Origin of the sequence: Streptomyces sp. BoleA5, from assembly GCF_000373665.1 — a bacterium.
Classification (GTDB): Bacteria; Actinomycetota; Actinomycetes; order Streptomycetales; family Streptomycetaceae; genus Actinacidiphila.
On the sequence record NZ_KB892090.1, the window covers coordinates 420,373 to 444,188 of the forward strand.

General features: G+C 73.1%; 18 protein-coding genes. 9 read left to right on the forward strand and 9 right to left on the reverse strand.

Annotated features, from left to right (window positions below; all coding sequences use genetic code 11):
* The gene (locus B085_RS0102005; RefSeq protein WP_026250588.1) at window positions 1-1,011 is read right to left on the reverse strand and encodes a Gfo/Idh/MocA family protein; all 1,011 of its coding nucleotides are present in this window, start codon (window positions 1,009-1,011) and stop codon (window positions 1-3) included.
* Window positions 1,012-1,092: 81 nt separating this feature from the next.
* Between B085_RS0102005 and B085_RS0102010 the strand changes: the two genes are divergently transcribed.
* The 6 genes from B085_RS0102010 (at window position 1,093) to B085_RS0102035 (ending at window position 8,649) form a co-directional block, all read left to right on the forward strand.
* Entirely contained in the window at window positions 1,093-2,385 is a 1,293-nt protein-coding gene (locus tag B085_RS0102010) for a multidrug effflux MFS transporter (RefSeq protein ID WP_026250589.1), read from the forward strand.
* A 38-nt stretch (window positions 2,386-2,423) separates the two neighbouring features.
* A complete protein-coding gene (locus B085_RS0102015) occupies window positions 2,424-2,621 on the forward strand; it encodes a hypothetical protein (RefSeq protein WP_018556880.1) in 198 nt (65 codons plus the stop codon).
* Window positions 2,587-3,675 (forward strand): serine hydrolase, encoded by a 1,089-nt coding sequence (locus tag B085_RS0102020; RefSeq protein ID WP_018556881.1) that lies wholly within the window; start codon window positions 2,587-2,589, stop codon window positions 3,673-3,675. Before B085_RS0102015 ends, B085_RS0102020 begins: the two co-directional genes overlap by 35 nt.
* A gap of 272 nt (window positions 3,676-3,947) precedes the next feature.
* Window positions 3,948-6,107, forward strand: a complete 2,160-nt coding sequence (locus B085_RS0102025; protein WP_018556882.1) for a SpoIIE family protein phosphatase — start codon at window positions 3,948-3,950, stop codon at window positions 6,105-6,107.
* 57 nt (window positions 6,108-6,164) lie between these two features.
* The gene (locus B085_RS0102030; protein ID WP_063740978.1) at window positions 6,165-6,935 is read left to right on the forward strand and encodes a CDP-alcohol phosphatidyltransferase family protein; all 771 of its coding nucleotides are present in this window, start codon (window positions 6,165-6,167) and stop codon (window positions 6,933-6,935) included.
* A gap of 142 nt (window positions 6,936-7,077) precedes the next feature.
* Window positions 7,078-8,649: a methionine--tRNA ligase gene (locus B085_RS0102035; RefSeq protein WP_018556884.1), complete on the forward strand. Its 1,572-nt coding sequence runs from the start codon at window positions 7,078-7,080 to the stop codon at window positions 8,647-8,649.
* A 251-nt stretch (window positions 8,650-8,900) separates the two neighbouring features.
* Here the strand turns inward: B085_RS0102035 and B085_RS0102040 are convergent, their stop codons facing one another.
* Genes B085_RS0102040 through B085_RS0102050 form a run of 3 tightly spaced genes read right to left on the reverse strand, consistent with a single transcriptional unit; the run spans window position 8,901 to window position 13,200 of the window.
* Window positions 8,901-10,160 carry a hypothetical protein gene (locus B085_RS0102040; RefSeq protein ID WP_018556885.1) on the reverse strand — a complete coding sequence of 420 codons (1,260 nt, stop codon included), beginning with the start codon at window positions 10,158-10,160 and terminating at the stop codon, window positions 8,901-8,903.
* A complete protein-coding gene (locus B085_RS40930; protein WP_018556886.1) occupies window positions 10,157-11,890 on the reverse strand; it encodes a hypothetical protein in 1,734 nt (577 codons plus the stop codon). Before B085_RS40930 ends, B085_RS0102040 begins: the two co-directional genes overlap by 4 nt.
* 23 nt (window positions 11,891-11,913) lie before the next feature.
* Window positions 11,914-13,200 carry a glycosyltransferase family 4 protein gene (locus tag B085_RS0102050; RefSeq protein WP_018556887.1) on the reverse strand — a complete coding sequence of 429 codons (1,287 nt, stop codon included), beginning with the start codon at window positions 13,198-13,200 and terminating at the stop codon, window positions 11,914-11,916.
* A 135-nt stretch (window positions 13,201-13,335) separates the two neighbouring features.
* On the opposite strand from B085_RS0102050, the gene B085_RS0102055 reads away from it, so the two are divergent.
* Window positions 13,336-13,782: an adenylyltransferase/cytidyltransferase family protein gene (locus B085_RS0102055; RefSeq protein ID WP_018556888.1), complete on the forward strand. Its 447-nt coding sequence runs from the start codon at window positions 13,336-13,338 to the stop codon at window positions 13,780-13,782.
* Between the two features lie 32 nt (window positions 13,783-13,814).
* On the opposite strand, the gene B085_RS0102060 is transcribed toward B085_RS0102055, so the two are convergent.
* Window positions 13,815-15,347, reverse strand: coding sequence for a hypothetical protein (locus tag B085_RS0102060; RefSeq protein WP_018556889.1), 1,533 nt, complete (start codon window positions 15,345-15,347; stop codon window positions 13,815-13,817).
* A gap of 129 nt (window positions 15,348-15,476) precedes the next feature.
* On the opposite strand from B085_RS0102060, the gene B085_RS0102065 reads away from it, so the two are divergent.
* The gene (locus B085_RS0102065; protein WP_018556890.1) at window positions 15,477-16,022 is read left to right on the forward strand and encodes a WcaF family extracellular polysaccharide biosynthesis acetyltransferase; all 546 of its coding nucleotides are present in this window, start codon (window positions 15,477-15,479) and stop codon (window positions 16,020-16,022) included.
* A 13-nt stretch (window positions 16,023-16,035) separates the two neighbouring features.
* Window positions 16,036-17,199 carry a glycosyltransferase gene (locus B085_RS0102070; protein WP_018556891.1) on the forward strand — a complete coding sequence of 388 codons (1,164 nt, stop codon included), beginning with the start codon at window positions 16,036-16,038 and terminating at the stop codon, window positions 17,197-17,199.
* Here B085_RS0102070 and B085_RS0102075 read toward each other — a convergent pair.
* The 4 genes from B085_RS0102075 to B085_RS0102090 all read right to left on the reverse strand — a co-directional run bounded on the left by B085_RS0102075 (window position 17,144) and on the right by B085_RS0102090 (window position 23,736).
* Window positions 17,144-17,983 carry a glycosyltransferase family 2 protein gene (locus tag B085_RS0102075; protein ID WP_018556892.1) on the reverse strand — a complete coding sequence of 280 codons (840 nt, stop codon included), beginning with the start codon at window positions 17,981-17,983 and terminating at the stop codon, window positions 17,144-17,146. The two genes, B085_RS0102070 and B085_RS0102075, sit on opposite strands and share 56 nt — an antisense overlap.
* Window positions 17,980-18,666, reverse strand: coding sequence for a hypothetical protein (locus B085_RS0102080; RefSeq protein ID WP_018556893.1), 687 nt, complete (start codon window positions 18,664-18,666; stop codon window positions 17,980-17,982). Before B085_RS0102080 ends, B085_RS0102075 begins: the two co-directional genes overlap by 4 nt.
* Window positions 18,663-20,891 (reverse strand): LamG-like jellyroll fold domain-containing protein, encoded by a 2,229-nt coding sequence (locus B085_RS0102085; RefSeq protein WP_018556894.1) that lies wholly within the window; start codon window positions 20,889-20,891, stop codon window positions 18,663-18,665. The genes B085_RS0102080 and B085_RS0102085 overlap by 4 nt, the downstream gene beginning before the upstream one ends.
* A gap of 109 nt (window positions 20,892-21,000) precedes the next feature.
* The gene (locus B085_RS0102090; protein WP_026250591.1) at window positions 21,001-23,736 is read right to left on the reverse strand and encodes a LamG-like jellyroll fold domain-containing protein; all 2,736 of its coding nucleotides are present in this window, start codon (window positions 23,734-23,736) and stop codon (window positions 21,001-21,003) included.
* Window positions 23,737-23,816 lie beyond the last annotated feature (80 nt).

A 23,816-nucleotide genomic window follows, 5' to 3' on the forward strand; every position in this document is an offset into this window, starting at 1 on the left:
TCAGTGCTCGCCGGGGTAGCGGACGCCGATCCGGTCCCGGACCGTGTCGAGCGTCCGCATGACGGCGAGACTGCCCTCCAGCGGCACCAGCGGGGACTCCCGCTCGCCCGCGCGCAGGCAGCGCATGACCTCGGCCGCCTCGTGCTGCAGCCCGCGCAGACCGCCGTCCGGGGCGCCGAACTCCTCGGGCTCGCGGCCCTCGCGGCGCAGCACGAAGCGGTCCGGGTGGAAGAAGCCGGCCGGAACCTCGATCCGTCCCGCGGAGCCGGTGACCACCGCGGTCCGGGCGGTGTCGGCGGTGAGGGAGCAGCTGAGCACCGCCATGGCGCCGCTGTCGTAGCCGAGCAGCATGCCGGTGTTGTCGTCCACGCCGTCCTCGGTCAGGTGGGCCCAGGCCTGGACCTCGTCGGGCTCGCCGAGCAGCAGGTGGGCGAAGGAGACCGGGTAGACGCCCAGGTCCAGCAGGGCGCCTCCGCCGAGCGCGGGGTCGAGCAGCCGGTGGCCGGGGTCGAAGGGGCCGGCGAGGCCGAAGTCCGCGTGCACGCTGCGGACCTCGCCGATCGCACCGTCCGCGACCAGCTCGGTCAGCCGCCGCACCACGGGGTTGCAGTAGGTCCACATCGCCTCCATCAGGAAGCGTCCGTGGGTCCGGGCGAGGTCGGCCAGCTCGCGCGCCTCGACCGCGTTGACGGTGAAGGGCTTCTCGCACAGCACCGACCGTCCGGCCCGCAGGCACAGCCCGGCCGCGACGCGGTGCGCCGAGTGCGGGGTGGCGACGTACACCACGTCCACGCCCTCGTCGTCGGCGAGTTCGGTCCAGCTGCCGTACGCGCGCGGGATGCCGAAGCGGTCCGCGAAGGCGCGCGCGGACTCGAGCCGGCGCGAGCCGACGGCGACGATCTCGGCGTCGTCCTTCAGTTCGCGCAGGTCCTCGGCGAAGGACGCGGCGATGCCACCGGTGGCCAGGATGCCCCAGCGCACTTTCCTACCGGAACCGACCGATTCCGTCATGAATCTGCCCCCACCTGGCCTCGACCACCTCGTGATTGCTGAGAGCATAGAGAACGATTCACACACCACGGAGAGAGACCCATGCCGGAAGCCGGCGCGACCCCGCCCGACCAGATATCCACACCGGGGCCGTCAACCCCGGTACGACGCGCCGGAGAGATCCCAGGAGCTCGCACCAGCCTGATGGTGACGTTCCTCCTCGGCGCGCTCAGCGCCCTCCCCGCACTCTCCATGGACATGTATCTGCCGGCGCTGCCGCAGGTCACCGAGGAACTGCGCAGCCCCGCCGTGACGGTGCAGCTCACGCTCACCGCGTGCCTGGCCGGACTCGCCCTCGGCCAGTTGGTCGTCGGCCCGATGAGCGACCGCTGGGGCCGCCGCCGCCCGCTGCTGGCGGGAATGGTGCTCTACGTCCTGGCCACCGCCGTCTGCGCCCTCGCGTCCACCACGGGAGTGCTGATCGGCTTCCGGCTGCTGCAGGGCCTCAGCGGCGCGGCCGGCATAGTGATCGCCCGCGCGATCGTCCGCGACCTGTACGACGGCGTCGCGATGGCGCGCTTCTTCTCCACCCTGATGCTGATCTCCGGGGTCGCGCCGATCGTCGCGCCGCTCATCGGCGGCCAGGTGCTGCGGCTCACCGACTGGCACGGGGTCTTCGTCGTGCTGACCGTGGTCGGGGTGCTCCTGACGCTCGTGGTGTGGCGCTGCCTTCCCGAGACGCTGAGCCCGGGGGACCGGCACGGCGGCGGGCTGGGCGAGACGCTGGGGGCGATGCGCGGCCTCCTCGCGGACCGCGCGTTCACCGGCTACATGCTCACCGGCGGCTTCACCTTCGCGGCGCTGTTCGCGTACGTCTCCGCTTCCTCGTTCGTCGTCCAGGAGATCTACGGGGCCTCTCCGCAGACCTACAGCCTGCTCTTCGGCCTCAACTCCGTGGGCCTGGTGGCACTGGGCCAGGTCAACGGCAAGATCCTGGTCGGGCGGGTCAGCATGGACAAGGTGACCGGGGTGGGCCTGGCGGTGATCACGGCGGCCGCGGCGGTGCTGCTGGCGCTGACCTCGGGATGGTTCGGGCCGGTGGGGCTGCTGCCGGTCGCCGCGGGGCTCTTCGTGCTGATGGCGGCGATGAGCCTGGTGCTGCCGAACACCAACGCGCTCGCGCTGATGCGCACCCGGCACGCGGCCGGATCGGCCTCCGCGCTGCTGGGCACGACCTCCTTCCTGGTCGGCGCCGTCGCCTCGCCGCTCGTCGGCATCGCGGGCGAGCACACGGCGGTGCCCATGGCCGTGGTGCAGCTGGGCAGCGCCCTGGCCGCCGTGGTCTGCTTCGCCGGGCTGTGCCGACCGCGGCGACGTACTGTGGATGCACGGTGATTCGTGCAGTCATTGCCGCGCCGACTCAGGAGGCAGCGATGTCCGAGCCGATCGACGAGAGCAAGTGGGCCTGGAAGACCGCAGACAGTTGCCTGCACACCGGGTCCGAACACATGATCGACCCGGAGGACCTGGTCATGGCCTCCGGCCGCGAGCCGACACCGGCCCTCATCGAGAAGGCCCGCAAGTTGCTGGAGGAGCATGGCCCCGCAGCTGTCGAGAGGTACCTCCCGTGAGGCGGAGCTGCGCGGCGACGAGCTGAGCCGGCTCGTCACGGACATCACCCCATATCTGGAGCCCGTGCCACCTTCGGCGCACCCCTGGTGCGCCGGGGCGGTGGTCCTCGCGGGCCGCGGCGGAACCGTCGCCCTCCACGAGGCGGTGGGCTGGGCGGAGCGTTACGCCGCCTTCGACGACAACGCCGACCGCGGCGTCGAGCTGCCGCGCGAGCGGTGGGTGCCGATGCGGCACGACACCGTCTTCGACCTGGCGTCGCTGACCAAGCTCTTCACGGCCGCCGTCGCCGTGGGACGACTGGAACTCGGCCGGGAGGTCGCGGCCTACGTGCCCGAGTTCGCCGCGGCCGGCAAGCGGCGCATCACCGTCGGGCAGCTGCTCGACCACACCTCGGGGCTCCGTCCCGAACTGCCCTTCCACGACCACGCCGACGCCGAGTCCCGGGCGAGGCTGCTGTGGGAGGAGGCCCCGGTCGCGGCGCCCGGCACCGAGCGGATCTACTCCGACCTCAATCTCATCGCGCTCCAGCACGTCCTGGAGCGGACCACCGGGGAGGCCCTCGACGCCCTCGTGCGGGAGGACGTCACCGACCCGTTCGGGATGTACGAGACCCGCTACAACCCGCCCGCGTCCTGGACCCCGCGGATCGCCGCCACCGAGGACCAGCGCAGGCCCTGGGCCCGGCTCGACCGCGGCCCGCTCCGCGGGGCCGTCCACGACGAGAACGCCCACGTCATGGGCGGGGTCGCCGGTCACGCCGGACTGTTCTCCACCGCCTGGGACCTCGCCCTGTTCTGCCGCGCGCTGCTCGACCGCGGCGGCCCCTACCCGGGCTTCGAGGTGGACCGGCCCTGGTTCATGGGCGCCCTCGCGGGGCGCGGCGCGGCCGGACACACCGGGTTCACCGGCACCAGCCTGGTGATCGACCCCGCCACCGACGGCTTCCTGGTGCTGCTCGCCAACTCGGTGCACCCCTGCCGTACATGGCGCGACGGGAGCGCGCCCCGGGCGGCGGCGGGCACCCGGTTCGCCAGGGCGCTCGGCATCCTGTGAGGCCGGTGGGGCGCATGGGGCGGCTGGGAGGCGAGGGGCCGCGGGGACGTGGCGTGCGCGGCGGGCGGTGGGGTCGGGCGCCCGAAAGGTGAGCAATGCTGTTCATCGGGTAGTTTGGCAGCTGACGCGTGGTGGGGAGTGTCCATCCCCGGATGCCTCCCGGCAGCCGCGTCGGCCGGCCGGCCCCCACGGCGGAACGGAGGCACAGGAGGCGATGGTCCCCGAGGTCAGGACGCGACCGGGCCCGGCTGCGGCCGGAGGGCGGTGAGGGCATGGCGCCGGAGCTCGCCGGTCTCGTCGCCGCGGACCCCGGTCCGGCGCTGCTGGACTACCCGCTGAGCCAGGTGGTGCGCGACACGGGCGCCTCCATGGGCCTGATCTACCTGATGACCCCCGAGCAGGACATGCTGCGGCTGACCGTGGTCGTCGGGGTCTCCCGCAAGATCGACACCATATGGGGACGGGTGGTGCCCAGCGCCTCGAGCCCCGTCGCCGACGCGGTCCGGGAACGGCGCATGGTGCTGCTGGGCGGCCACGAGGACACCGTCCGGGCGTACCCGAGGCTCGCCCTGGTCCTGCCGTACGACTTCCCGCTCGCGGCGGCCCCGATCACCAGCGGCCCCACCACCTGGGGCGCGCTGTGCCTGGTGTGGCCGGGCGGGCACACCGGGCACCCCGGGCGGATCACCCGGCGCAACCGCGAGGCCTACCGCGGGGCCTGCGACCGCATGGGGCGGCTGCTGCGCAGGGCCGCCGAGGACGGCCGGCCCGTGCTGCCCCCCGACGAGCCGCGGGTGCTGCCCGTGCTGCGCACCCGCACCCACGGCCCGGACGAGGCCATGGCCGCCGCCGACCTCGCCGAACGGTTCCCGGACGGCTCCTTCGCCCTCGACCTGGAGGGCCGGATCACCTTCGTCACGCAGACCGCCGCCGCGCTGCTCGGCGCCCGGGTGGCCGACCTCCTGGGCACCGAACCCTGGGATCTGCTGCCCTGGCTGGACGACCCGGTCTTCGAGGACCGCTTCCGCGGCGCGATGATCAGCCGCCGTCCCGGCACGGCCACGGCGCTGCGCCCTCCGGACCGCTGGCTCACCTTCGAGTTCTACCCGGACGGCACGGGCGTGAGCGTCCGCGTCACCCCCGCCCCCGCGCCCGAGGCCGCGGAGACGCCCGCGGCGCTGCTCCCGGCGGGCCCCACGCCGGACCGGGCCATCGCCCTCTACCACCTGCTGCACATGGCCGCCACGCTCACCGAGGCCGTGGGCACCCAGGACGTCATCGACCTGGTCGTCGAGCAGATGCTGTCGGTCTTCGGCGTGCAGGCCGTGGCGCTGATGACGGCCGAGGAGGGGCGGCTGCGGGTCATCGGGCACCGGGGCTACCACGAGGACTTCATGGAGTCCGTCGACACCCTGCCGATGGACGTCGACAACCCGGCCGTGCGCACCCTCAAGACCGGCGTCCCGAGTTTCTTCGCCAGTGTCGACGAACTGCTGCGGATCTACCCGGACATGGTCGTCCGGGACCGCAAGGCCGCCTGGGCGTTCCTGCCACTGATCACCTCGGGCCGGCCCGTCGGGTCCATGGCCCTCGCCTACGACCGCCCCCATCCCTTCTCCTCGGGCGAGCGCAGCGTCCTGATCTCGATCGCCGGTCTGGTCGCGCAGGCACTGGACCGGGCGCGCTTGTACGACGCCGAGCACAACCTCACCATCAGCCTGCAGGCGCGGCTGCTGCCCCGCGCCCTGCCGGACGTCCCCGGGCTGGAGGTGGCCGCCCGCTACATGCCGGCCACCCGCGGCATCGACATCGGCGGCGACTTCTACGACGTGATCCGGCTCGACACGACCACCTGCGCCGTGACGATCGGCGACGTCCAGGGCCACAACGTCAACGCCGCCGCGCTCATGGGGGAGGTCCGCACCGCCGTGCGCGCCGTCGCGGGCGCCTCCCCGAGCGAGGTGCTGACCCGCTCCAACCGGCTGCTCGTCGACCTCGATCCCGGGCTGCTCGCCAGCTGCCTCTACGCCCAGCTCGACCTGGAACGGCACACCGCCTGCATCGCGACCGCCGGCCACCCGCCGCCGGTCCTGCGGCATCCGGACGGCACCACCGAGGTGCTGCCGCTGCCGCCCGGCCCGCTGCTGGGCGTGGACCGCGACGCCCGCTACCCGACGACGGAGATCGCGCTGCCGCCCGGCGCGGTGTTCGCGCTGTACACCGACGGCCTGGTGGAGACCCCGGGCGTCGACCTCGACGCCTCCGCCGCGGATCTGGCGGCCCAGGTCGCCCGGGCCGGCCCGGGCGCGTCGATGGACGCCCTGGCCGACAGCCTCCTCGGGCACGCCCAGCGCTCCGGTCCGCGCAACGACGACATCGCCCTGCTGCTCACCCACGTGACGGGGGCGGCGGTGGCCCGGCCGCCGGTGTGACGATCCCTCAGGAGGCGGACCGGCCCCCCACGCGGGGCCGCGTCCTGCCATGATGTGATGCGCACGAATGTCGCATTGCTGGGGGATCACGTGACGCTGACCATCGGTGGGGCCCTGCGCGAACTGCGCACGGCCCAGAAGTCCGCCAAGGGCGTGTCGCTGTACTCGCGCCACATCAACCGCCCGGCCGGCCGGGTGCTCGCCGCCGGCGCCTACCGGGCGCGGCTGACACCCAACCAGGTCACCCTGGTCAGCGCCGCGTTCAGCCTGGGCGCGGTGCTGGCGCTGGCGCTGGCCCGGCCCTCCTGGCCGCTGGCCCTGGCCGTCTATCTCGGACTCGTCGTCGGCTTCGCCTTCGACTCCGCGGACGGGCAGCTCGCCCGGCTGCTGGGGCGGGGCAGCCCGGCGGGGGAGTGGCTGGACCACGTGGTCGACGCCGGGAAGATCACCGCGATCCACGCGGCCGTCCTGATCGCCTTCCACCGCTTCTTCGACCTGCCCTCCGAGGGCTGGCTGCTGCTGCCGCTCGGCTTCCAGTTCGTCGCCGTGATGATCTTCAGCGGCGGCCTCCTGGCGGACAAGCTCAAGCCGAGGCCCCCTGCGTCCGCCCAGGCGGTCCCGGCCGCCGCGCCGTCACGGCTGCGCGCCGTCGCGCTGCTGCCCGTCGACTACGGGGTGTTCTGCCTGGTCTTCCTCACCCTCGGGGCGCCGCGGGTCTTCCTCGCCGCGTACGCGGCGCTGTTCGCCGTGCACGCGCTCTTCCTCGTCGCCTTCCTCGCGAAATGGTTCCGCGAACTGAGCGCCCCCGCTGCTAGCATCGAGGCATGATCGCGAACCCGCACCACCGGCAGATGACGGCCCCCGCCCGGGGCCGCTGACACCGGACGCGTTCGCGTCTTCCGAGGCCCCTGCCGGGGCCTCGATCCTTTTGCGCATCGGAGCCCCGCCCCCGCCCTTCCCGGAGGTTCCGATGACCGCAGCCCGGACGTCCCGCTTCTACGTCACCACCACGATTCCGTACGTCAACGCCCGCCCCCACCTCGGCTTCGCGCTCGAACTGGTGCAGGCGGACGTGCTTGCCCGGCACCATCGCAGGCGCGGCGAACCGGTGCGCTTCCTCAGCGGCACGGACGACAACTCGCTGAAGAACGTGCTGGCCGCGGAGGCCGAGGGCATCCCCGTCCAGGATCTCGTGGACCGCAACGCGGCCGCGTTCGCCGCACTGGACGCCCCGCTCGCGCTCTCCCTGGACGACTTCATCCGCACCAGCCGCGACCCCCGGCACCGCGCCGGCGTGGAGCGCCTGTGGCGCCGCTGCGCCGAGGCGGGCGACCTCTACCGCGAGCACTACGAGGGCCTGTACTGCGTGGGCTGCGAGCAGTTCTACACCCCGGACGACCTGGTCGGCGGCCGCTGCGCCGAGCACGGCACCGAGCCGCGGGCGGTCGCGGAGGAGAACTGGTTCTTCCGGCTGTCCCGCCACACCGGCGCGCTGCGCGCGCTGATCGAGGACGGGCGGCTGCGCATCGAACCGGCCGCGCGCCGCAACGAGGTGCTCGCCCTGCTCGCGCGCGGGCTGCGCGACTTCTCCGTCTCCCGCTCCCAGACCCGGGCCCGCGGCTGGGGCATCCCGGTGCCCGGCGACCCGGGGCAGGTGATCTACGTCTGGTGGGACGCGCTCGGCAACTACGTCACCAGCCTCGGCTACGGCGGCCCCGACGGGGACGCCGGCGCCGCGTACGACCGTTGGTGGGCGGGCGACGGACGGCGCGTGCACCTGGTGGGCAAGGGGGTCCTGCGCTTCCACGCCGTGTACTGGCCCGCGATGCTGCTGTCGGCCGGGCTGCCGCTGCCGACGGACATCCTCGTCCACGACTACCTCACGGTGGAGGGGCGCAAGATCAGCAAGTCGTCGGGCACGACCGTCGACCCGGAGGAACTGGCCGCCGAGCACGGTACCGACGCGGTGCGCTGGTGGCTGCTGCGCGAGGTGCCGCGGGTCGGCGACGCCGACTTCACGCGTGAACGGCTGGTCGCCCGCGCCGACGCGGACCTGGCCGGGGGGCTCGGCAACCTGGTGCACCGGGTGGTGACCATGGTCCACCGGTTCCGCGACGGGGTCGTCCCCGCGGCGGAGGGGCCCGGCGAGCCCGGCACGGAGAGCGTGCTGGCGGCCTGTCAGGAGGCGCCGGACGCCGTCGCGGCGGCGCTGCACGACGTGGACTTCCGGGGCGCGGCGGCCGCCGTGTGGCGGATCGTCGACGTGGCCAACCGCTGTATCGACGAGACCCGGCCCTGGGAACTGGCCCGCGCGGAGCGCCGCCACCGCAGCGCCTGCGCCGGACACCGTCTCGACGCGGTGCTGGCGGCCCTCGTGCACGCCTGCCGCACCCTCGCCGGCGAGCTGGAGCCCTTCCTCCCGGACGCCGCGGCCCTGATCGCCCGCCGCTGCGCCCCGGGCCCCGACGGCCGTCTTCCGTCCCCCGCCCCGCTGTTCCCGCACTCCACCCACCGGGATGCCGCCGCGACGCCCGGGCCGTGAGTCGGGTGGCGGCGAGACCCCTCCGGTAGGGCGCGGGCACAGGGGGAACGGGCTCTGTCTCGGCCGCACAGGTGGCGCAACAGAGCCCGATCTCGCTCGCACACCGCCCGACAGCACCCCGAAGCACCCGCATACGCCGGTCACGGCGGGTGCGCCCGCCATCCGGCGAAGGCGTGGCAACCGGCCGTCCGTACGCGCGGACGGCGACGGGACCCGCCACCCGCAGCAGAACAGGGCCCGCCCGCAGGGCGTTACGCGGGGGCGGGCTCGGCGCGGGTCTCGGGGTCGTCCGCCGGGGCGGACTCGCGGCGGACGACGGCGACGCGGGCCCAGAGGACCAGCGCCTTGAGGGCCGAGCCGAGGGCGAGGCCCCAGGCGGCGCCGAGGACTCCGCCGAGGGCGTAGCCGCCGATCATGAAGCCGACCGAGGCGAGGGAGAAGACCACCTGGATGGGCAGGGTGGCCTTCGGGCGCAGGACGCGCAGGGTGAGCAGGGCGCTGGTACCGGCGGCGATCGCGGCGTACTGCGTGCCCGTGGCGGGCAGCAGGCGGGACGCCGCCGACCAGGTCTCGCCGAGCAGTTCACGGCCGGCGCGGTCCGGCAGGGCCATGAGGACGGCCGTCCAGCCGGCGGCGACGCCCGCGAGGACGGCGGCGAGGACGGCCGTGGCCCGGACCTGACCGCGCATGCCCGGGACGCGGCCCAGCAGCGGGGGCCCGAAGGCGGTGGCGGAGTTGAAGAGCACGTTCATCGGGCCGAAGAGCGTCGTCGTACCGCGCAGCGCGCCCACCGCCAACTGGCTGGCGAAGACACCGAGTCCGACCACCGCGAGCTGGCTGGAGGCGTTGCCGACGCCGTACTCGACGACGAAGCGCTGCCCGAGGTGCCCGCTGCGCACGAAGCGCCGCAGGTCGGCCTTGGTGCCGCGCAGCCGGGGGGCCAGCAGGGCCGCGCCGACGAGCAGCGCGGGCACCGCGGACAGGCCCCACACCGCCACCAGCCGCGCCGGGCCCGTGCCGTGCGGCTGCAGCGCGAGCGCGGGGAGCGCCACGGCCAGCCGCAGCACGTCGCTGGTGAGGGCGAGATGCGGCAGCCGCAGGGTCGAGAAGCAGTAGCGCAACCCGTCCTGGGTGAGCACCAGCGGCAGCACCATGCCGAGCACCGCCAGCGCCCAGGCCGTCTCGCCGGGGACGAAGGCGAGCCCCGCCGCCATGGCTCCCCCGGCCACGGCGGAGGCCACGGCCACGAAGGACGCCGCCGAGCGGCAGGCCGCGGCCACCGACGCCGCCTCGCCCCGTTCCAGCACCAGGGCCTGCCCGACGTACGACACGCTCACGCCGAGCAGCACGGAGAAGACGGTGTACACCATCGAGAAGACCGAGAACCCGGCGGCGCTGGACAGCCGGGCGGCGACCACGAGCACCAGGATGTTCGTGAGCGCCGCCACGCCCTGGTCGAGCACGGAGCAGACGATCGCGGTCTTCGCGCCCGGCGCCGGGCGCACCGTCACCGCGTCACCGTGCGCAGCGGGATGGTGTCGGTGGTCGGCGCCGGGGTGTCGTCACCGGGGGTGAGGGCCGTCCTGGCCGTGGAGGTCGTCGCGACGGTGACGCCGCCCTCCGGGGAGGACGCGGCCCCGGCGGCCGGGACGGCGGCCTCCGACCGCGCCGCGGCGGCGCTCCGCTTGCGCGCCGCCCTGCGGGCCCGCCGGGCCCACCATCCGCGGCCGGGCGAGGTGTGCAGGACGGCTCCGAGCACGGTGCTGCCCGCGCCGGTGATCAGCTGGCGCACCCGGTCGAGGTCGGCGCGGTGGACCGCGTGCGGGTCGGCGACGACCAGGACGCCGTCGATGCGGTCGGCCAGCGCGAGGGCGTCGGCGTACGTGAGGACCGCGGGGGCCAGCACGATCACCGCGGCGCCCGGGGTGTCCGCCTCCGCGAAGAGCCGGCTCGCCGCCGACGAGGTCAGCGCCCGCGCCACGTTGCGCACCCGGCGCCCCGGCACGAGGTCGAAGGAGCCGGACTCGCCCGCGTCGATGGGCACCTGGAGACCGGCCGGCCAGCCGCCCTCGCTGAGGTGCGGGGAGCGGGCCCAGCCGGGTCGGGAGCCGTCCGCCGCGCGCAGCCGCGCCGACAGCCCGGGGGTGCGCAGGTCGGCCTCGATCAGCAGCACCTCCATGCCCATCTCGGCGAAGGAGGCGGAGAGGTTGACGGCCACCGATGCCGCCGTGTCGCCGCCCCCGCGCGGGGCGACCACGAGCAGCCGGCGGTGCTCGGCGAACCGCTGGTCGTACGCGAGGCGGAAGGCGACCGAGCGGAACTCCTCGGCCGGCCGGGGGTCGGCGTTGTCGACGGCGAGCAGCGGCCCGCCCTTGCTGCGCGGCAGGGTGCCCAGCACGGGTGCGCGCAGCGCCCGCACCACGTCGCCCTCGGAGCGCGCGGTCGGGTCGAACACCAGCCGCACCCAGGCGGCCAGCAGACCGATCGCGATGCCGACGAGCGCGCCGAGGCCGAGCATCATGGGCAGCCCGGGGCCGGAGGCCGCCGCTGGCGGGGAGGCGACCCGGATCCACTTGCCGGGCGTGGTGTCGAGGGTCTGCAACCTGGTGATGTTGGTGCTGAGTTCGGAGATGCGGCCGACGAGCGTGGCCTGCACGGTGGTGGCGGCGTCGAGGGTGGGACCCTCGCCCAGCCGCAGGATCTGCTCGTCGAGTTCCTTGCGCTGCTTGACCACCGGGTCGAGCTGCTTGCGCAGGTTGTGGACGGTGTTCTTGATGGTGTTCTCGGTGGCCTCCCGGCGCGCGTCCATGAACGCCTGGGCGAGCGCGTTGGCGCGGCGGGCCGCCTGGTCCGGGTCGGTGTAGGTGTACGCGAAGCGCAGCACCAGCGTGTTGGGCGGGTTGGTGACCTGGAGGTCGGACTGGAGCGCGGAAACGGAACGTGCCGGCAGGTGCAGCTTCTTGGCGGCGCGCTTGGCGATCTCGTTGCTCATCGCCGTCTGCCGCTCGGTGCCTATGTTGATCGCCTTGTCGGGCGCCGTGCCGCCGGCCGCGAACTCGTCGACGGTGGCCGCCCGCAGAACGACCTCACTGGTCGCCACGTAGGTGTCCTTGCCGGAGACGGCCAGGTATCCGCCGCCGAGCAGCCCGATCAGCACGCCGGCCACCAGCAGCGCGCGGTAGCGGACGAGCTGACGGAACTGGTCCCGCAGGAGGTCCGGTTCGTCGTGGGCCTCGGACATCTGCGATGCGTGCGGTTGATCACTCACGTGCGTGGAACCCCCCATACGTCCGATCCCTCAGGATCGACAGCTTCTGCGGCCGTGTCCAGTGCCTCCGAGAGGAGCGCACCGATCCGTGACAATCCGGCCTCACGACTCAGGTGCGCCGCCACGTACGCGGGCCCCCGGCCCCCGAGTTCGGCGGCGGCCCCCGGGTCCTGGGCGAGGGCGCGCACGGCCTTCAGGAACGCCCCCGGGTCCTCCGGTTCCACCAGCAGCCCGGCCTCGGAGCGGAGCACCTCCTGGGCGGTGCCGCCCTCCGCGGCGACGGAGGCGACCACCGGCCGCCCGGCGGCGAAGTAGGAGGTGAGCTTGGACGGGATGCTCATGTCCAGGACCGAGGCGCGCTGGGTGACCGCCAGGACGTCGGCCGCGGCCAGCACGTCGGGGAAGTCGGCGTCGTCGGCGGGCGGGGCGAACTCCAGGTTGGGCACGTCCGCCGCGAGGTCCCGCAGATGTTCGCGCTGGTTGCCGTCGCCCATCAGGACGATGCGCACCGAGGGGTCGAGACGGGCCGCCTCGACGAGCACCTCCAGGCCCTGCTTGAGCCCCATGTTGCCGGAGTGCAGCACGACGGTCTGCTCCGGTCCCCAGCCCAGCCGCGCCCTGGTCTCCTCGCGCGGCCGCGAAGGGCGGGCCACATGCGACCAGTTGGGGACCAGCCGGATGCGTCCGCGGTCCACGCCCATCGCGGCGACCTTGTCCACGAAGCTCTCGTGGATCACCCCGACCAGCGTGGCCCGCTTCAGCGCGTACGCCTCCACGGCCCCGGCGGCGGCCGCCGCCCGGTCGCCGCCGCGGATGCCGCTCTGCGCGGCGGCTGCACCCATCAGGTCCTGCACGATCGGTACGTACGGCACCTTGTGCCGGGCGGCGATGCGCGCGCCGATCACGCCGCCGGCCAGGCTCGGCATCTGCGCCACCACCGCGTCCGGCCGGACGCGGGGCGCCGCGACCAGCCCGTGGGCGAGGATCGAGGCCTCGAACAGGGCGCGCTTGAGGGCCGTCTGACGTGGCGGCACGGTGTGCCGCCGACGGTGCACGCGCACCCCGGCACGCCGCTCCTCGATCCGCCACACGCCCTTGTACGCCGGGTCGAGCCGCCACGACGGGTAGTGCGGCATCCCGGCGAGCACGTGCACCTCGGCGCCGCCGCCGTCCGCGGCCGCCCAGTGCTCGGCGATCTGCGTGGCGTACGGGCCGATGCCCGCGTGCTCGGGCGCGTAGTTGGTGGAGACGAGTAGCAGAGTGCGGCCCTTGAACTCGGGCACGGAAGGACCCCTTCCCCCCAGAAGTGACCAGATGCTCACCTTATCCGTTCACCAGAGAAACACACTGGCTTCACGCTAATGTCTGAGACTCCGCAACTCGCGGAATGGTTGTATTCCTGTGGGGGGATTCGCAACATGGCGCACCGTGTGGGGTATGCACCTGGTGTTTACGACCTGTTCCACGTCGGCCACCTGAACATCCTGCGGCACGCCCGCAGCCAGTGCGACTACCTGGTGGCCGGAGTGGTGTCCGACGAGATGGCCGCCCTGGCCAAGGGGCGCAAGCCGGTCGTCCCGCTCATCGAGCGGCTGGAGATCGTCCGCAGCGTGCGCTTCGTCGACGCGGCGTTCGTCGAGACCGTCCCGGACAAGCTGGAGACCTGGGAGCAGGTCCGGTTCGACGTCATCTTCAAGGGCGACGACTGGCGCGGCACCGAGAAGGGCACCAGGCTCGAACGGGACTTCGCCACGGTCGGCGTCGAGGTCGTCTACTTCCCGTACACGGTGCACACCTCCAGTACGCAACTGCGCCGCGCGCTGGACGCGTTGACGGCCCCGGCCGCGGGCGCGGCCGGGCGCTGACCTCCGGCGCGGCCCGGCCTGGCGCGGCCCGCTCAGCGCAGTTGCCATCGCTCGTCGGAGCGCAGGGTCGTGACGAGGGCGAAGCAGATCAGGGCGACCCCGATGCGGCCCGAGGCCTGGAGCAGCGGGCCGCGCAGGAGGATGAAGGAGTAGCCCGCGACGAGCGGGATGACGATCGCCATCACATTGCCCGGACGCGGGTCCACCGAGGTGCGCAGGGCGTAGCGGCGGTCACCGCGGGCGGCGAGGTAGCCGAGGGCGACGAAGCCCACGACGACCCCGCCGGCCCCGAAGTCGATCCAGACCTCCGCCCACATGGGGGAGGAGAGGTTGACGTTCTTCATCCCCATCCACTGGCCGATCATGACGCCCGTGTCGCGGGGCTTGCCCTGCCAGACGGACCTCGGCACGAAGAAGAACACCGAGCCCGCGAGCTGGCGGCCGTAGAAGTGTCCGGGGCCGGTGTCCGAGAAGGTGATCGTGTTGGCGAACATCCCGATCTGGTCGTAGTCCTTGATCGCCAGCGGTTCGAAGACGGACGTCGTCTGCACGGGCTTGTAGCCGCTGTCGTCGTAGCGGAAGCGGTCGGCGAACGGGAAGACGACCAGGGCGGCCAGCACGCCCAGCGCCAGGGCCGTCCGGTACATCGTCGGGCTCTTGGGGAAGGCGGTGAACAGGAACGAGAAGAGCACCGTCAGGAACCAGTAACGCGGGTTGCTGATCGGGTTGTTGACCACACCGTTGAGCAGCAGCAGCGCACCCCAGGTGGCGATCACCAGCGGCCGCCGGCGGGCCCGTCGCGAGGTCACCAGCCAGCGGGTGAAGACGAGCAGCGCCAGCAGCGCCGGGACGGTGCCGAAGCCGCGCAGGAAGGCGGAGCCGACATTGGACTCCGCGGAGGCGGCGCCGTCGGCCCGGATCGTGTCGGTGATGGCCTGACGGCTGCTGAAGAACACGGCAGGACCGCCCAGTTTGACCACCAGCAGCGCGCTGCCGACGAACGCGATCGCCGCCAGCAGGAACACCCGTCTGCGGTGGAAGGAGGCGGAGCGGTCCTTGCGCCGGGCCCGGCGGATCGGCCGGTGCCGCGACAGCAGGGCGCCGACGTCGAAGGCCGCACAGCCGATCAGCACCAGCGCCACCGCGACCAGCAGGTCGGCGCGCGTGCCGACGACCGGCGTCGGCGTCTGGTCGAGGACGTTCTGCACGAGCGGGGCGACACCCATCGCCACGTACACGAAGAGCCAGAACGAGCCCTGGATCAGCTTGCGGTGGGCCGTCAGCGCCATCACCGCCAGCCGCGTGCCGGAGTAGCAGGTGAGCACCAGCTGCAGCCAGAAGACGCCGTCGCGCACGCCCGGACCCGGCTGCACCGCGACCACCGCGGGCAGGAACAGCCCCAGGCCCAGGATCAGCGGTACGGCCAGCGCGCGGGAGAGCAGCGCCCGCGGCGAGACCGCCGGGACCTCGACCTCCCCCGCCGCCGGACCGGACGGACCGGCCGGGCCCCCCGGCCCCCGCGGCGGGATTCCGCGCGGCTGGATTTCGTGTGCCTGAACGGCCATGCGACAGCCCCCCAACGATTCCCCTCGCGCAGTCTATAGATCCGGCCTCCCCGGAAGCGTGTCCACGGATAATCTGTGCGAACGGTGCCGGGGAGGGCACGCGGGACGGGGGTTCTTGGGGGTGCGTCCGTGACGGCACGTGATCTGTCGGCCTTCACACTGGCCGGATACGACAAGGGGCGGGGCAAGGCCGTCCAGGCGCTGTGGTTCGCGGTGATGAACACCGTGTTCTCCGCCTGGTTCTGCCCGGCCAGGCTGCGGGTGGCGATCCTGCGGGCCTTCGGCGCCACGATCGGCGAGGGGGTGCTCATCCGGCACCGCGTCCGGGTGCTGTGGCCCTGGAAGCTGACCGTCGGCGACCGGACGTGGATCGGCGAGGGCGCCTGGCTGCTCAACCTGGAGCCCGTCACCATCGGCGCCGACGTCTGCGTCTCCCAGGAGGCGCTGCTGTGCACCGGCAGCCATGACCACCGCACCGTCGACTTCCGCTACCGCAACGCGCCGATCACCGTGGAGGACGGCGCCTGGGTCGCCGCCCGCGCCATCGTGCTCGCCGGGGTGACCGTCGGCCGCCACGCCGTCGTCGGCGCCGGCACCGTCCTGTCGAAGGACCTGCCCGAACTCACCCTGCACACCGCCGACGGCACCCGGACGCTCAAGGAGCCCCAGTCGTGAAGGAGCCCCAGCCGTGAAGGTGCTGCACGTCGTCACCCTGCACACGCCCACCAACGCCTTCGGCGGCCCGACCAGGGTCGCCCTCAACCTCGCCCGGGGACTGCGGGGCCGCGGCGTCGACGCCGAACTGGTCACCCTGGGCGACGGCTTCCCCGAGGGGGCGCTGCCGCACGAGGTGGAGGGCGTGCCCGCACGGATCTTCCGCGCCCGGCACGTGCTGCCGCGCTTCGAGGTCTCCGGGATCACCTCGCCGTCCCTGCTCGCCGGCGCGCGGCGGCTGGTGCGCTCGGCGGACGTCGTCCACGTCCACCTGATGCGCGACCTGATCACCCTGCCGGTCGCCGTGGCCGCGCTGCAGTGCGGGCGTCCGCTGGTGCTGCAGACCCACGGGATGGTCGACCCCAGCGACAAGCCGCTGGCCAAGGTGCTCGACGCGCTCGCCACCAAGCGGCTGCTGCGCCGCGCCGACGCCGTGCTGCACCTGACCGAGTGGGAGCGCGGCGACCTGGAGGCGGTCGTCGGCGAGGGCAAGCTGGCCCGGCCCGTACGGCTGCCCAACGGCACCGCACTGCACCAGCCGAGGGTCCGCAGCGGCCCGCCCACCGTGCTCTACCTGGCCCGCTTCCAGGCCCGCAAGCGCCCCAAGGCGTTCGCCGAGGCGATCCCCGAGGTGCTGGCGCACTACCCGGACGCGCGTTTCGTCCTCGCCGGACCGGACTCCGGTGAGCTGGCCGGCACCCTGGAGACGGTGCGCACGCTGGGGGTCGAGAAGTCCGTGCGGCACGTCGGCCCGCTCAGCCACGCCGAGGCGCTGGAGGCCTTCCGTGCCGCGGACGTCTACGTCCTGCCGTCCGTGGACGAGCCGTTCGCGATGTCGCTGCTGGAGTCGATGTCGGTGGGCACGCCCGTCGTCGTACGCGAGTCCAACGGACTCGCCCCCGACATCGAGCGGTCCGGCGCCGGCCGGGTCGTGCGGCGCCCCGAGGACATCGGCAAGGCGGTCCTGGAGCTCCTCGGCGACGGGGCGAACCAGGCGGCCTCGCAGGCCGCCTGGCGCCTCATCCGGGACGAGCTGTCGCTCGACGCCGTCCTCGACGTCCTCCAGGACGTGTACGGGACGGCTATGAAGGAGCGTTCTCCCGTGTCTTCACCCCGATCTGCCAGCGGTAGAAGCTGAGCGCCAGGGCGTAGTCGAAGCCGGCGCGGCCGTCGAGGAAGCCGCGCCGGGCGAGGTAGGTGTAGCCGAAGAACAGCAGGGGCTTGAAGGGCACCCTCTGGAAGATCCGCCCCTGCCGGGTCTTCAGCCCCCGCACCTGCTCCTTGGCGCCCGGGTGGTGCTCCAGCCAGGCCTCCCAGTCCGAGTAGCGGTTGTGCCGCTCGAACCAGGTGCGCACCGGGTCCAGGTCGCGGTGCTCGATCCGGCCCCTGAGCTGCCCCACCGGCCCGTCCGCACGGGGCTGGTAGTGGCCCTCCTGCTCGCCCATGCCGGGTGCGCCCAGGTCGTCGACCTCCGGGTACGACACCCGGGTGCGGTCCAGCAGCGACCGCTTGACCACGGTGTAGCCGCGCCGCAGCGGCCGCCCGGCGAACCAGTACAGCAGCGGGATGTCGAAGGCCGCGGGCAGGACGGGCTGCCGCGCGAAGATCTCGCGGAGTTCGTCGATCAGCTCCGGCGTGGGCACCTCGTCCCCGTCCAGGAACAGCAGCCAGGGGATGTCCGGGTGGACGTTGTCCAGGCACCACTGCTTCTTCTTGGGGTACTTGCCGTCCCAGGTGTACGGGACGACCTGGGCGCCCAGCGACTCGGCGATGGCGCGGGTGTCGTCGGTGCTGTCGGAGTCGACGACCACCACCGCCTCGAAGTGGCCGATGACCGATCCGACCGTGGCGGCGATGTTCTCCGCCTCGTTCTTGGTCGGGATCGCCACCACGACCGGGATCCTGCTCTCGAGTTCCGTCATCGGCCCTCCCGTGCCCAGGCGAAGCAGCCGCGCGAGTCGAAGGTCTTCGTACCCGCGGTGATGGTGACCTTGTGGGCCGTGCCGGTCCTCGTCCCGGCCGTCCACGCGCAGTCCTTGGTGGGGGTCAGGGCGCGGTAGGTGCCGGGCACGACCACGCTGCCCGCCTTCGCCTTGGCCCCCACGGTGTAGGAGCCGTCGGCGAAGCCGGTCGCGGCGGCCGCGAGGACGTCCTCCTGGTCCGGGCACAGATGGGTGACGGCGCCCTTGGCACCGCCGATCTGCCCCGTGATGATGCCGCCGATCGCGGCGTCCTTGTCGACCTCGGCGACGCGGGCGATGCGGTCGCAGGTCTCCTGGCCCAGTTGCAGGACCGCCGCGGGATCGGTGCCCTTGGGCACCCGCCCCGACAGGTAGTCCTTCTCCTTCTTGGTGAAGGAGCCGGTGACAGGGGTCAGTTCGTCCTCGGGCACCTTGGGCCCGCTGGGGACCGCGTCGGAGGCGGGGTCGGTGGGCGTGGCCGGCTCGTCCGGGACCGGCGCCGAGGTGGCGGCGGTCGGCGCGGGCGCGCCCTTGGCCGCGGTGTCCTTGCCGTCCGATCCGCTGGAGCAGCCGGTGAGCAGCACCGCCGCCGCCGTCACGAGGACGGCGGCGGCGGTGGCGACCCGGCGGGGCGGGTGGGTCATCCGTTCTTCCCCAGGTTGTAGTGCTGGGCGATCTGCGAGGCGGACAGCACGCTCGGGTAGATCGCGGTCTCGTCGATGGAACCGGCGAAGTAGTTGCTCGTCGGGCGGCTGGTCCAGCCCGACAGGTTGTCGCCGCCGACGTGCCAGTAGCCCACGTAGTCGTTGCCACCGGTGATCAGGAAGTTCGACGCCTGCAGCGAGCCGTCGACGTACAGCCGCATCCCGCTGGACCCCTGGGTGGCGACGACGTGGTGCCACTCGCCGTCGTTGTAGGCCCCGGAGGTGGTGATGGTGCGGTTGCTGCCGCTGCGCACGCCGAAGATCAGCCGGCCGGCGTTGGTCATGTAGACGTGCTTGTCGGTGGTGGCGCTCGCCTCGGTGGTCCGGTCGCCGAAGCCGACGATCTTGCCGCCGGTGGTGGTCGTCGTCCGGAACCAGGTCTCGATGCTGTACGAGTTCGGCCGGTTGCGCTTGGCGTCGCTGTACGACCACTGCGTGGTGCCGTTGTAGGTGACGGCGGTGCTGCCGTTGCCGGCGATCGCGCCGGGGCTGACGCCGCGGGTCGGGCCGCCGACGTGGTTGCCGCCGTCGTCGGCGGGCGAGTTGTCGGCCACGAAGGTGTTGGCGGTCTCGTTGTAGCGCCAGTACAGCGTCGCGCCGTCGGTGAGGACCTGCGTCGGGTACGCCTCGGGCGTGGTCGCCGCCGTGACGGTCTGGGTGGGCGACTTGACGGTGGTGTTGGCGCCGTCGCTCGCCGTGACCCGGTAGGTGTAGGTGGCGCCGGCGGTCACGTCGGTGTCCGTCCAGGTCAGCTGCGGCCGCACCCACGGCAGCGAGGAGGCCGTGGTGGTGTACACGGGTGTGGCGGCGCCGTTCTTGTACACGCGGTAGGTCAGCGAGCTGTCGTCCAGGTCCAGACTGGTCTGGATGCGGACCTCGACCGAGCCCGGGGTGACGCTGGAGGCGTTGACGTTCGGCGTGGTCGGCACGCCGGTGTCCGGCCCCGAGGAGAAGCGGGTCAGGCCCTGCTGGGCCACGCCGTTGACGGTGGTGAACTCCCCGCCGACCCACATGTAGTCGGTGCCGCCGGACGAGGAGACGGCCATGACGCGCGGGCCGATGCCCTCGCCCAGGCCGTCGTTGGTGTCGGGGAACCAGCCCAGCTTCGCGGGGTTGTCGACGGACTCCGCGAGCAGGTGCTTGCGCCGCTGGTTCGGGTACTCGTTCATGGTGCTGCAGTCGTGCGCGTGGGAGCCGCTGTACAGCACGGACTTGTAGACCTCGACGGACTGGGTGGCGCCCAGGCAGGTGTCGCGCCAGCGCTGGTTGAAGTCGCTGAGGTCGAGCGCGATGCGGCCGTCGAAGACCCCGCCGCCGGTGCCCTCGTTGCCCGTGTAGACCCCGGTGGCGTCGGTCGTGATGTCCTTGACGACGGACGTCGACGGGATGAAGGAGGACCCGTAGCCCTTCACCACGGCGCCGGTCGTCGCGTCGACCACGGCCAGGGCGTGCGAGGACGTGCCGTTGACGCGGTCGAAGTCACCGCCGAGGACGACGTTGGCTCCGTCCGGGGTGATCTCCAGGGCACGGCCCGGAGCGTCGCCGTTGGCGGTGAAGGAGGTGGCGTCGCCGGAGGTGGTGACGGCGGCGAAGTTGTCGTGCGGCTGGCCGTCGACGGAGCTGAAGTCGCCGCCCAGGTAGACGGTGTCGGTGGTGGCGGCCAGCGCGCGGACGGTGGCGTTGACCGCGACGGCGAAGTCCGTCCTGACCGTGCAGGTGGCGATGTCGATCGCCGCCAGGCTGCTGACCGGGGTGCCGTTGACGGCCCCGAAGAAGCCGCCCGCGTACAGCGTGGCCCCGTCCGGCGACACGGCGAGCGCCCGCACGGTGGCCGTGCCGGAGCCCACGGTGAAGGACAGCCTGCAGTCCGTGGGCGTGCCCGTGGCCGCGTCGAAGGCGGCGAAGTTGACCGCCTCGCGCTCGTTCGGTCCGCCCGCCGCCTCTCCGGACGGGCGGACCGACGAGAAGGTGCCGCCGGTGAAGACGGTGCCGTTCGCCTGCGCCATGGCGAAGACGATGCCGTTGGTCTGCCAGGTCGGCAGGCTGTCGGCCGTCATCGCCACCGGCGGCGTCAGTGCCACCGCCGGTTGCGGTGCCATCGCCCCCGCCGCCAGGGACCCCGCCGCCATGGTCAAGGCGGCGGAGATGGATCTGAGCTTGCGCATGTGCCCCCCAAGGCCCCAATGCCCCCGAGCGTGCCCTTTGGCCGCCCGTGCACCGCAGGGTATGGGTTGACATACGGCTGATGGACGGTGTTTGAAGAAAATGTGAGCACTAAGGTGCGCCGAATGTCAGTACGAGGACGGGGTGGTTGCTCGCCCCCGAAGCCTCGCTCGACCACAGCCACAGCGCGTCGGTGCCCGCGCCGGTCAGCGCGAGGTCGTAGGAGCCGCCCAGGGCCCCCGCCAGCGCACCGGCCTCCAGCGCCGTCTCGTAGCTGCTCTGCGCCGCGGTGGCCCCGGTGAGCGTGCCGAGCACCGCGGAGGAGAGCGCGGGCCGGCCCGTGTACGTCACGCCGGTCTCGCTCCAGCTCCCGGTGACCGGCACGACGCTCTGGCTGTCGGCGGATCCGGCACTGGCCTCGGAACTGGTGTGCACCCGCAGCCGTGCGCTCTTCAGCACCGTGCCGGCGGGTGCGGCGGGCAGCGGGAAGCGCAGGTAGGTCAGGTACGCCGAGCTGCCGCGCACCGCGAGCGAGCCCGAGGTGCCGTAGTTGGCGGACGGGGCGCCCGCGTTGACGTACGAGTCCTCGGCCGCCTCGACCGTGACCTCGGACTCGGGGGGAGTGCCGCCGCCCCCGGTGCCCAGCGAGTGGTGGTCGGCGACCTGGGCGGCGGTCAGCGCCGACGGGTACACGGCCGTCTCGTCCAGCTGCCCGGCGAAGTAGTTGCTGCTGGGTCGGTTGGGCCAGCCGTTGAGGTTGTCGCCGCCGACCCGCCAGAAGCCGGAGTAGTTCTGGCTGGTGGTGGTGGGGTCGGTGCCGGCGAGGGCGCCGTCCACGTACAGCCGCATGCCGGCGGCGCCCTGGGTGGCGACGACATGGTGCCAGCCGCCGTCGTTGTAGGTGCCCGTGGTGGTGATGGTGCGGCTGCTGCCGCTGCGCACGCCGAAGGCCAGGCGCCCGTTGTTGGTCATGTAGACGTGCTTGTCGTAGCTGCCGCTCAGGTTGTCGTCGACGTTGCGGTCGCCGAAGCCGACGAGCTTGCCGCCGGCCGTGGTCGTGGTCCGGAACCAGGTCTCGACGCTGAACGCGGCCGGGCGGGCGTGGCGGGCGTCGCTGTAGGCGTAGTCGTTGGTGCCGTTGAAGCCCATGGCGGTGCTGCCGGCCACGGCGCCCGGGGTCTGCCGGTACAGCGGCCCGTTGAGGTAGACCGCGTTGTCGTCGCCGGGGGAGGAGTCGGCGCCGAACTGACCGGACGCCTCGTCGTAGCGCCAGTACAAGCTGGCGCCGTCGGCGAGCACGCGGGCCGGGTAGGCCTGGGTCGCCGACGCGGCGGTCACCGACTGGGCGGTGGACAGGGCGCTGGTGTTGGTGCCGTCGCTCGCGGTGACCCGGTACGAGTAGGTGCTGCCAGCGGTGACGGAAGTGTCGGTGAAGGTGAGCTGCGGGCGCGCCCACGGCAGGGAGGACCCGGTGGCGGTGTGGATCGGCGTGGCCGAGCCGTTGCGGTAGACGCGGTAGGTCAGCGGGCCGTCGTCAAGGTCGAGGCTGGTCCGCCAGCGCACGGTGACCTGGCCCGGCCGGATGCTCGCCACGTTCACCTCGGGCACGCTCGGCGCCCCGGTGTCCGGGCCGGAGGCGAAGCGGGTCAGGCCCTGCTGGGCCGATCCGGCGACGGTGGTGAACTCGCCGCCGACCCACAGGTAGTCGGTGCCCCCGGAGGAGGCCACGGTCATCACCCGCGGGCCGAGCCCCTCGCCGATGCCGTCGTTGGTGTCGGGGAACCACGGCAGCAGCTTCGGGTCGTCGACCGACTGCGCCAGCAGGTGCTTGCGCCGCTGGTTGGGGAAGGCGCCCATGCTGCTGCAGTCGTGGGCGTGCGAACCGCTGTACAGGACGGTCCGGTAGACCTCGACGGACTGCGTGGCGCCCAGGCAGTTGTCCCGCCAGCGCTGCCCGAAGTCACTGGTGTTCAGGGCGATACGGCCGTCGAAGACGCCACCGCCGGTGCCCTCGTTGGCGGTGAAGACCGCCGTGGCGTCCGCGGTGAGGTCCTTGGTCACCGACGTGGCCGGGATGAAGCCCACCGGGTAGGCCCTGGTCAGGGCGCCGGTGTCGGTGTCGACCACGGCCAGGGCGTGCGAGCCGGTGCCGCCGACGGTGTCGAAGTCGCCGCCGAGCACCGCGTGCGAGCCGTCCGGGCTCAGCTGGACCGCGCGGCCCGGCTTGTCGGCGTTCGGGTTCCACGCGCGCAGCGCGCCACCGGTGGACAGCGCCGCGAACCGCGGCCGGGACTGGCCCGCGACCGAGGTGAAGTCACCGCCGACGAAGACGGTGTCGGCGCTGACGTCGATCGCGCGTACGGTCGCCGAGAACGAGGGCCGGAAGGAGGCGATCGGCGTGCAGCTCGCGATGTCGATCGCGGCGAGGCTGCTGACGGCCACTCCGTTGACGGCGTTGAACCAGCCGCCCGCGTAGAGGGTCCGCCCGTCCGGCGAGACCTCCAGGGCGCGCACGGTCGCGGTTCCCGAGCCGATGGTGAAGGAGAGCCGGCAGCCGGCAGGGGCTCCGGTGGCGGCGTTGAACGCCGCGAAGTTGACGGCGGACTGTGTGGTGCCGCCGGAGCCGGAGGACCTGACGGTGGAGAAGGTCCCGCCCGCGTAGACCGTGCCCCCCTGGTGGGCCATCGCCCACACCACGCCGTTGGTCTGCCAGGTCGGCAGCGGATCCGCGGTGACGGCCACGGGCGGTGTGAGCGCCCCGGCGGTCGGTGCCGCCGCCATCCCCGCGCCGGCCAGTGAGGCCGCCGTCAGTACCAGTGCAGCGGACAGTCTTCCCCAAGTGCGCATGAGCCCCCCAGCCCTCGCCGCCCCCGGCGGTGCGGGAACGGACCGCCTGCCACGGCAGCGTACGCCGTGACAGGCGGCCC

What these genes read in the sequence shown, in the direction of transcription:
- B085_RS0102010 (WP_026250589.1), top strand. Translation starts at nt 1,093, where the DNA reads ATGCCGGAAGCCGGCGCGACCCCGCCCGACCAGATATCCACACCGGGG.
- B085_RS0102055 (WP_018556888.1), top strand. Translation starts at nt 13,336, where the DNA reads ATGGCGCACCGTGTGGGGTATGCACCTGGTGTTTACGACCTGTTCCAC.
- B085_RS0102025 (WP_018556882.1), top strand. Translation starts at nt 3,948, where the DNA reads ATGGCGCCGGAGCTCGCCGGTCTCGTCGCCGCGGACCCCGGTCCGGCG.
- B085_RS0102005 (WP_026250588.1), bottom strand. Translation starts at nt 1,011, where the DNA reads ATGACGGAATCGGTCGGTTCCGGTAGGAAAGTGCGCTGGGGCATCCTG.
- B085_RS0102085 (WP_018556894.1), bottom strand. Translation starts at nt 20,891, where the DNA reads ATGCGCAAGCTCAGATCCATCTCCGCCGCCTTGACCATGGCGGCGGGG.
- B085_RS0102080 (WP_018556893.1), bottom strand. Translation starts at nt 18,666, where the DNA reads ATGACCCACCCGCCCCGCCGGGTCGCCACCGCCGCCGCCGTCCTCGTG.
- B085_RS0102030 (WP_063740978.1), top strand. Translation starts at nt 6,165, where the DNA reads ATGCGCACGAATGTCGCATTGCTGGGGGATCACGTGACGCTGACCATC.
- B085_RS40930 (WP_018556886.1), bottom strand. Translation starts at nt 11,890, where the DNA reads ATGTCCGAGGCCCACGACGAACCGGACCTCCTGCGGGACCAGTTCCGT.
- B085_RS0102090 (WP_026250591.1), bottom strand. Translation starts at nt 23,736, where the DNA reads ATGCGCACTTGGGGAAGACTGTCCGCTGCACTGGTACTGACGGCGGCC.
- B085_RS0102015 (WP_018556880.1), top strand. Translation starts at nt 2,424, where the DNA reads ATGTCCGAGCCGATCGACGAGAGCAAGTGGGCCTGGAAGACCGCAGAC.
- B085_RS0102035 (WP_018556884.1), top strand. Translation starts at nt 7,078, where the DNA reads ATGACCGCAGCCCGGACGTCCCGCTTCTACGTCACCACCACGATTCCG.
- B085_RS0102060 (WP_018556889.1), bottom strand. Translation starts at nt 15,347, where the DNA reads ATGGCCGTTCAGGCACACGAAATCCAGCCGCGCGGAATCCCGCCGCGG.
- B085_RS0102020 (WP_018556881.1), top strand. Translation starts at nt 2,587, where the DNA reads ATGGCCCCGCAGCTGTCGAGAGGTACCTCCCGTGAGGCGGAGCTGCGC.
- B085_RS0102075 (WP_018556892.1), bottom strand. Translation starts at nt 17,983, where the DNA reads ATGACGGAACTCGAGAGCAGGATCCCGGTCGTGGTGGCGATCCCGACC.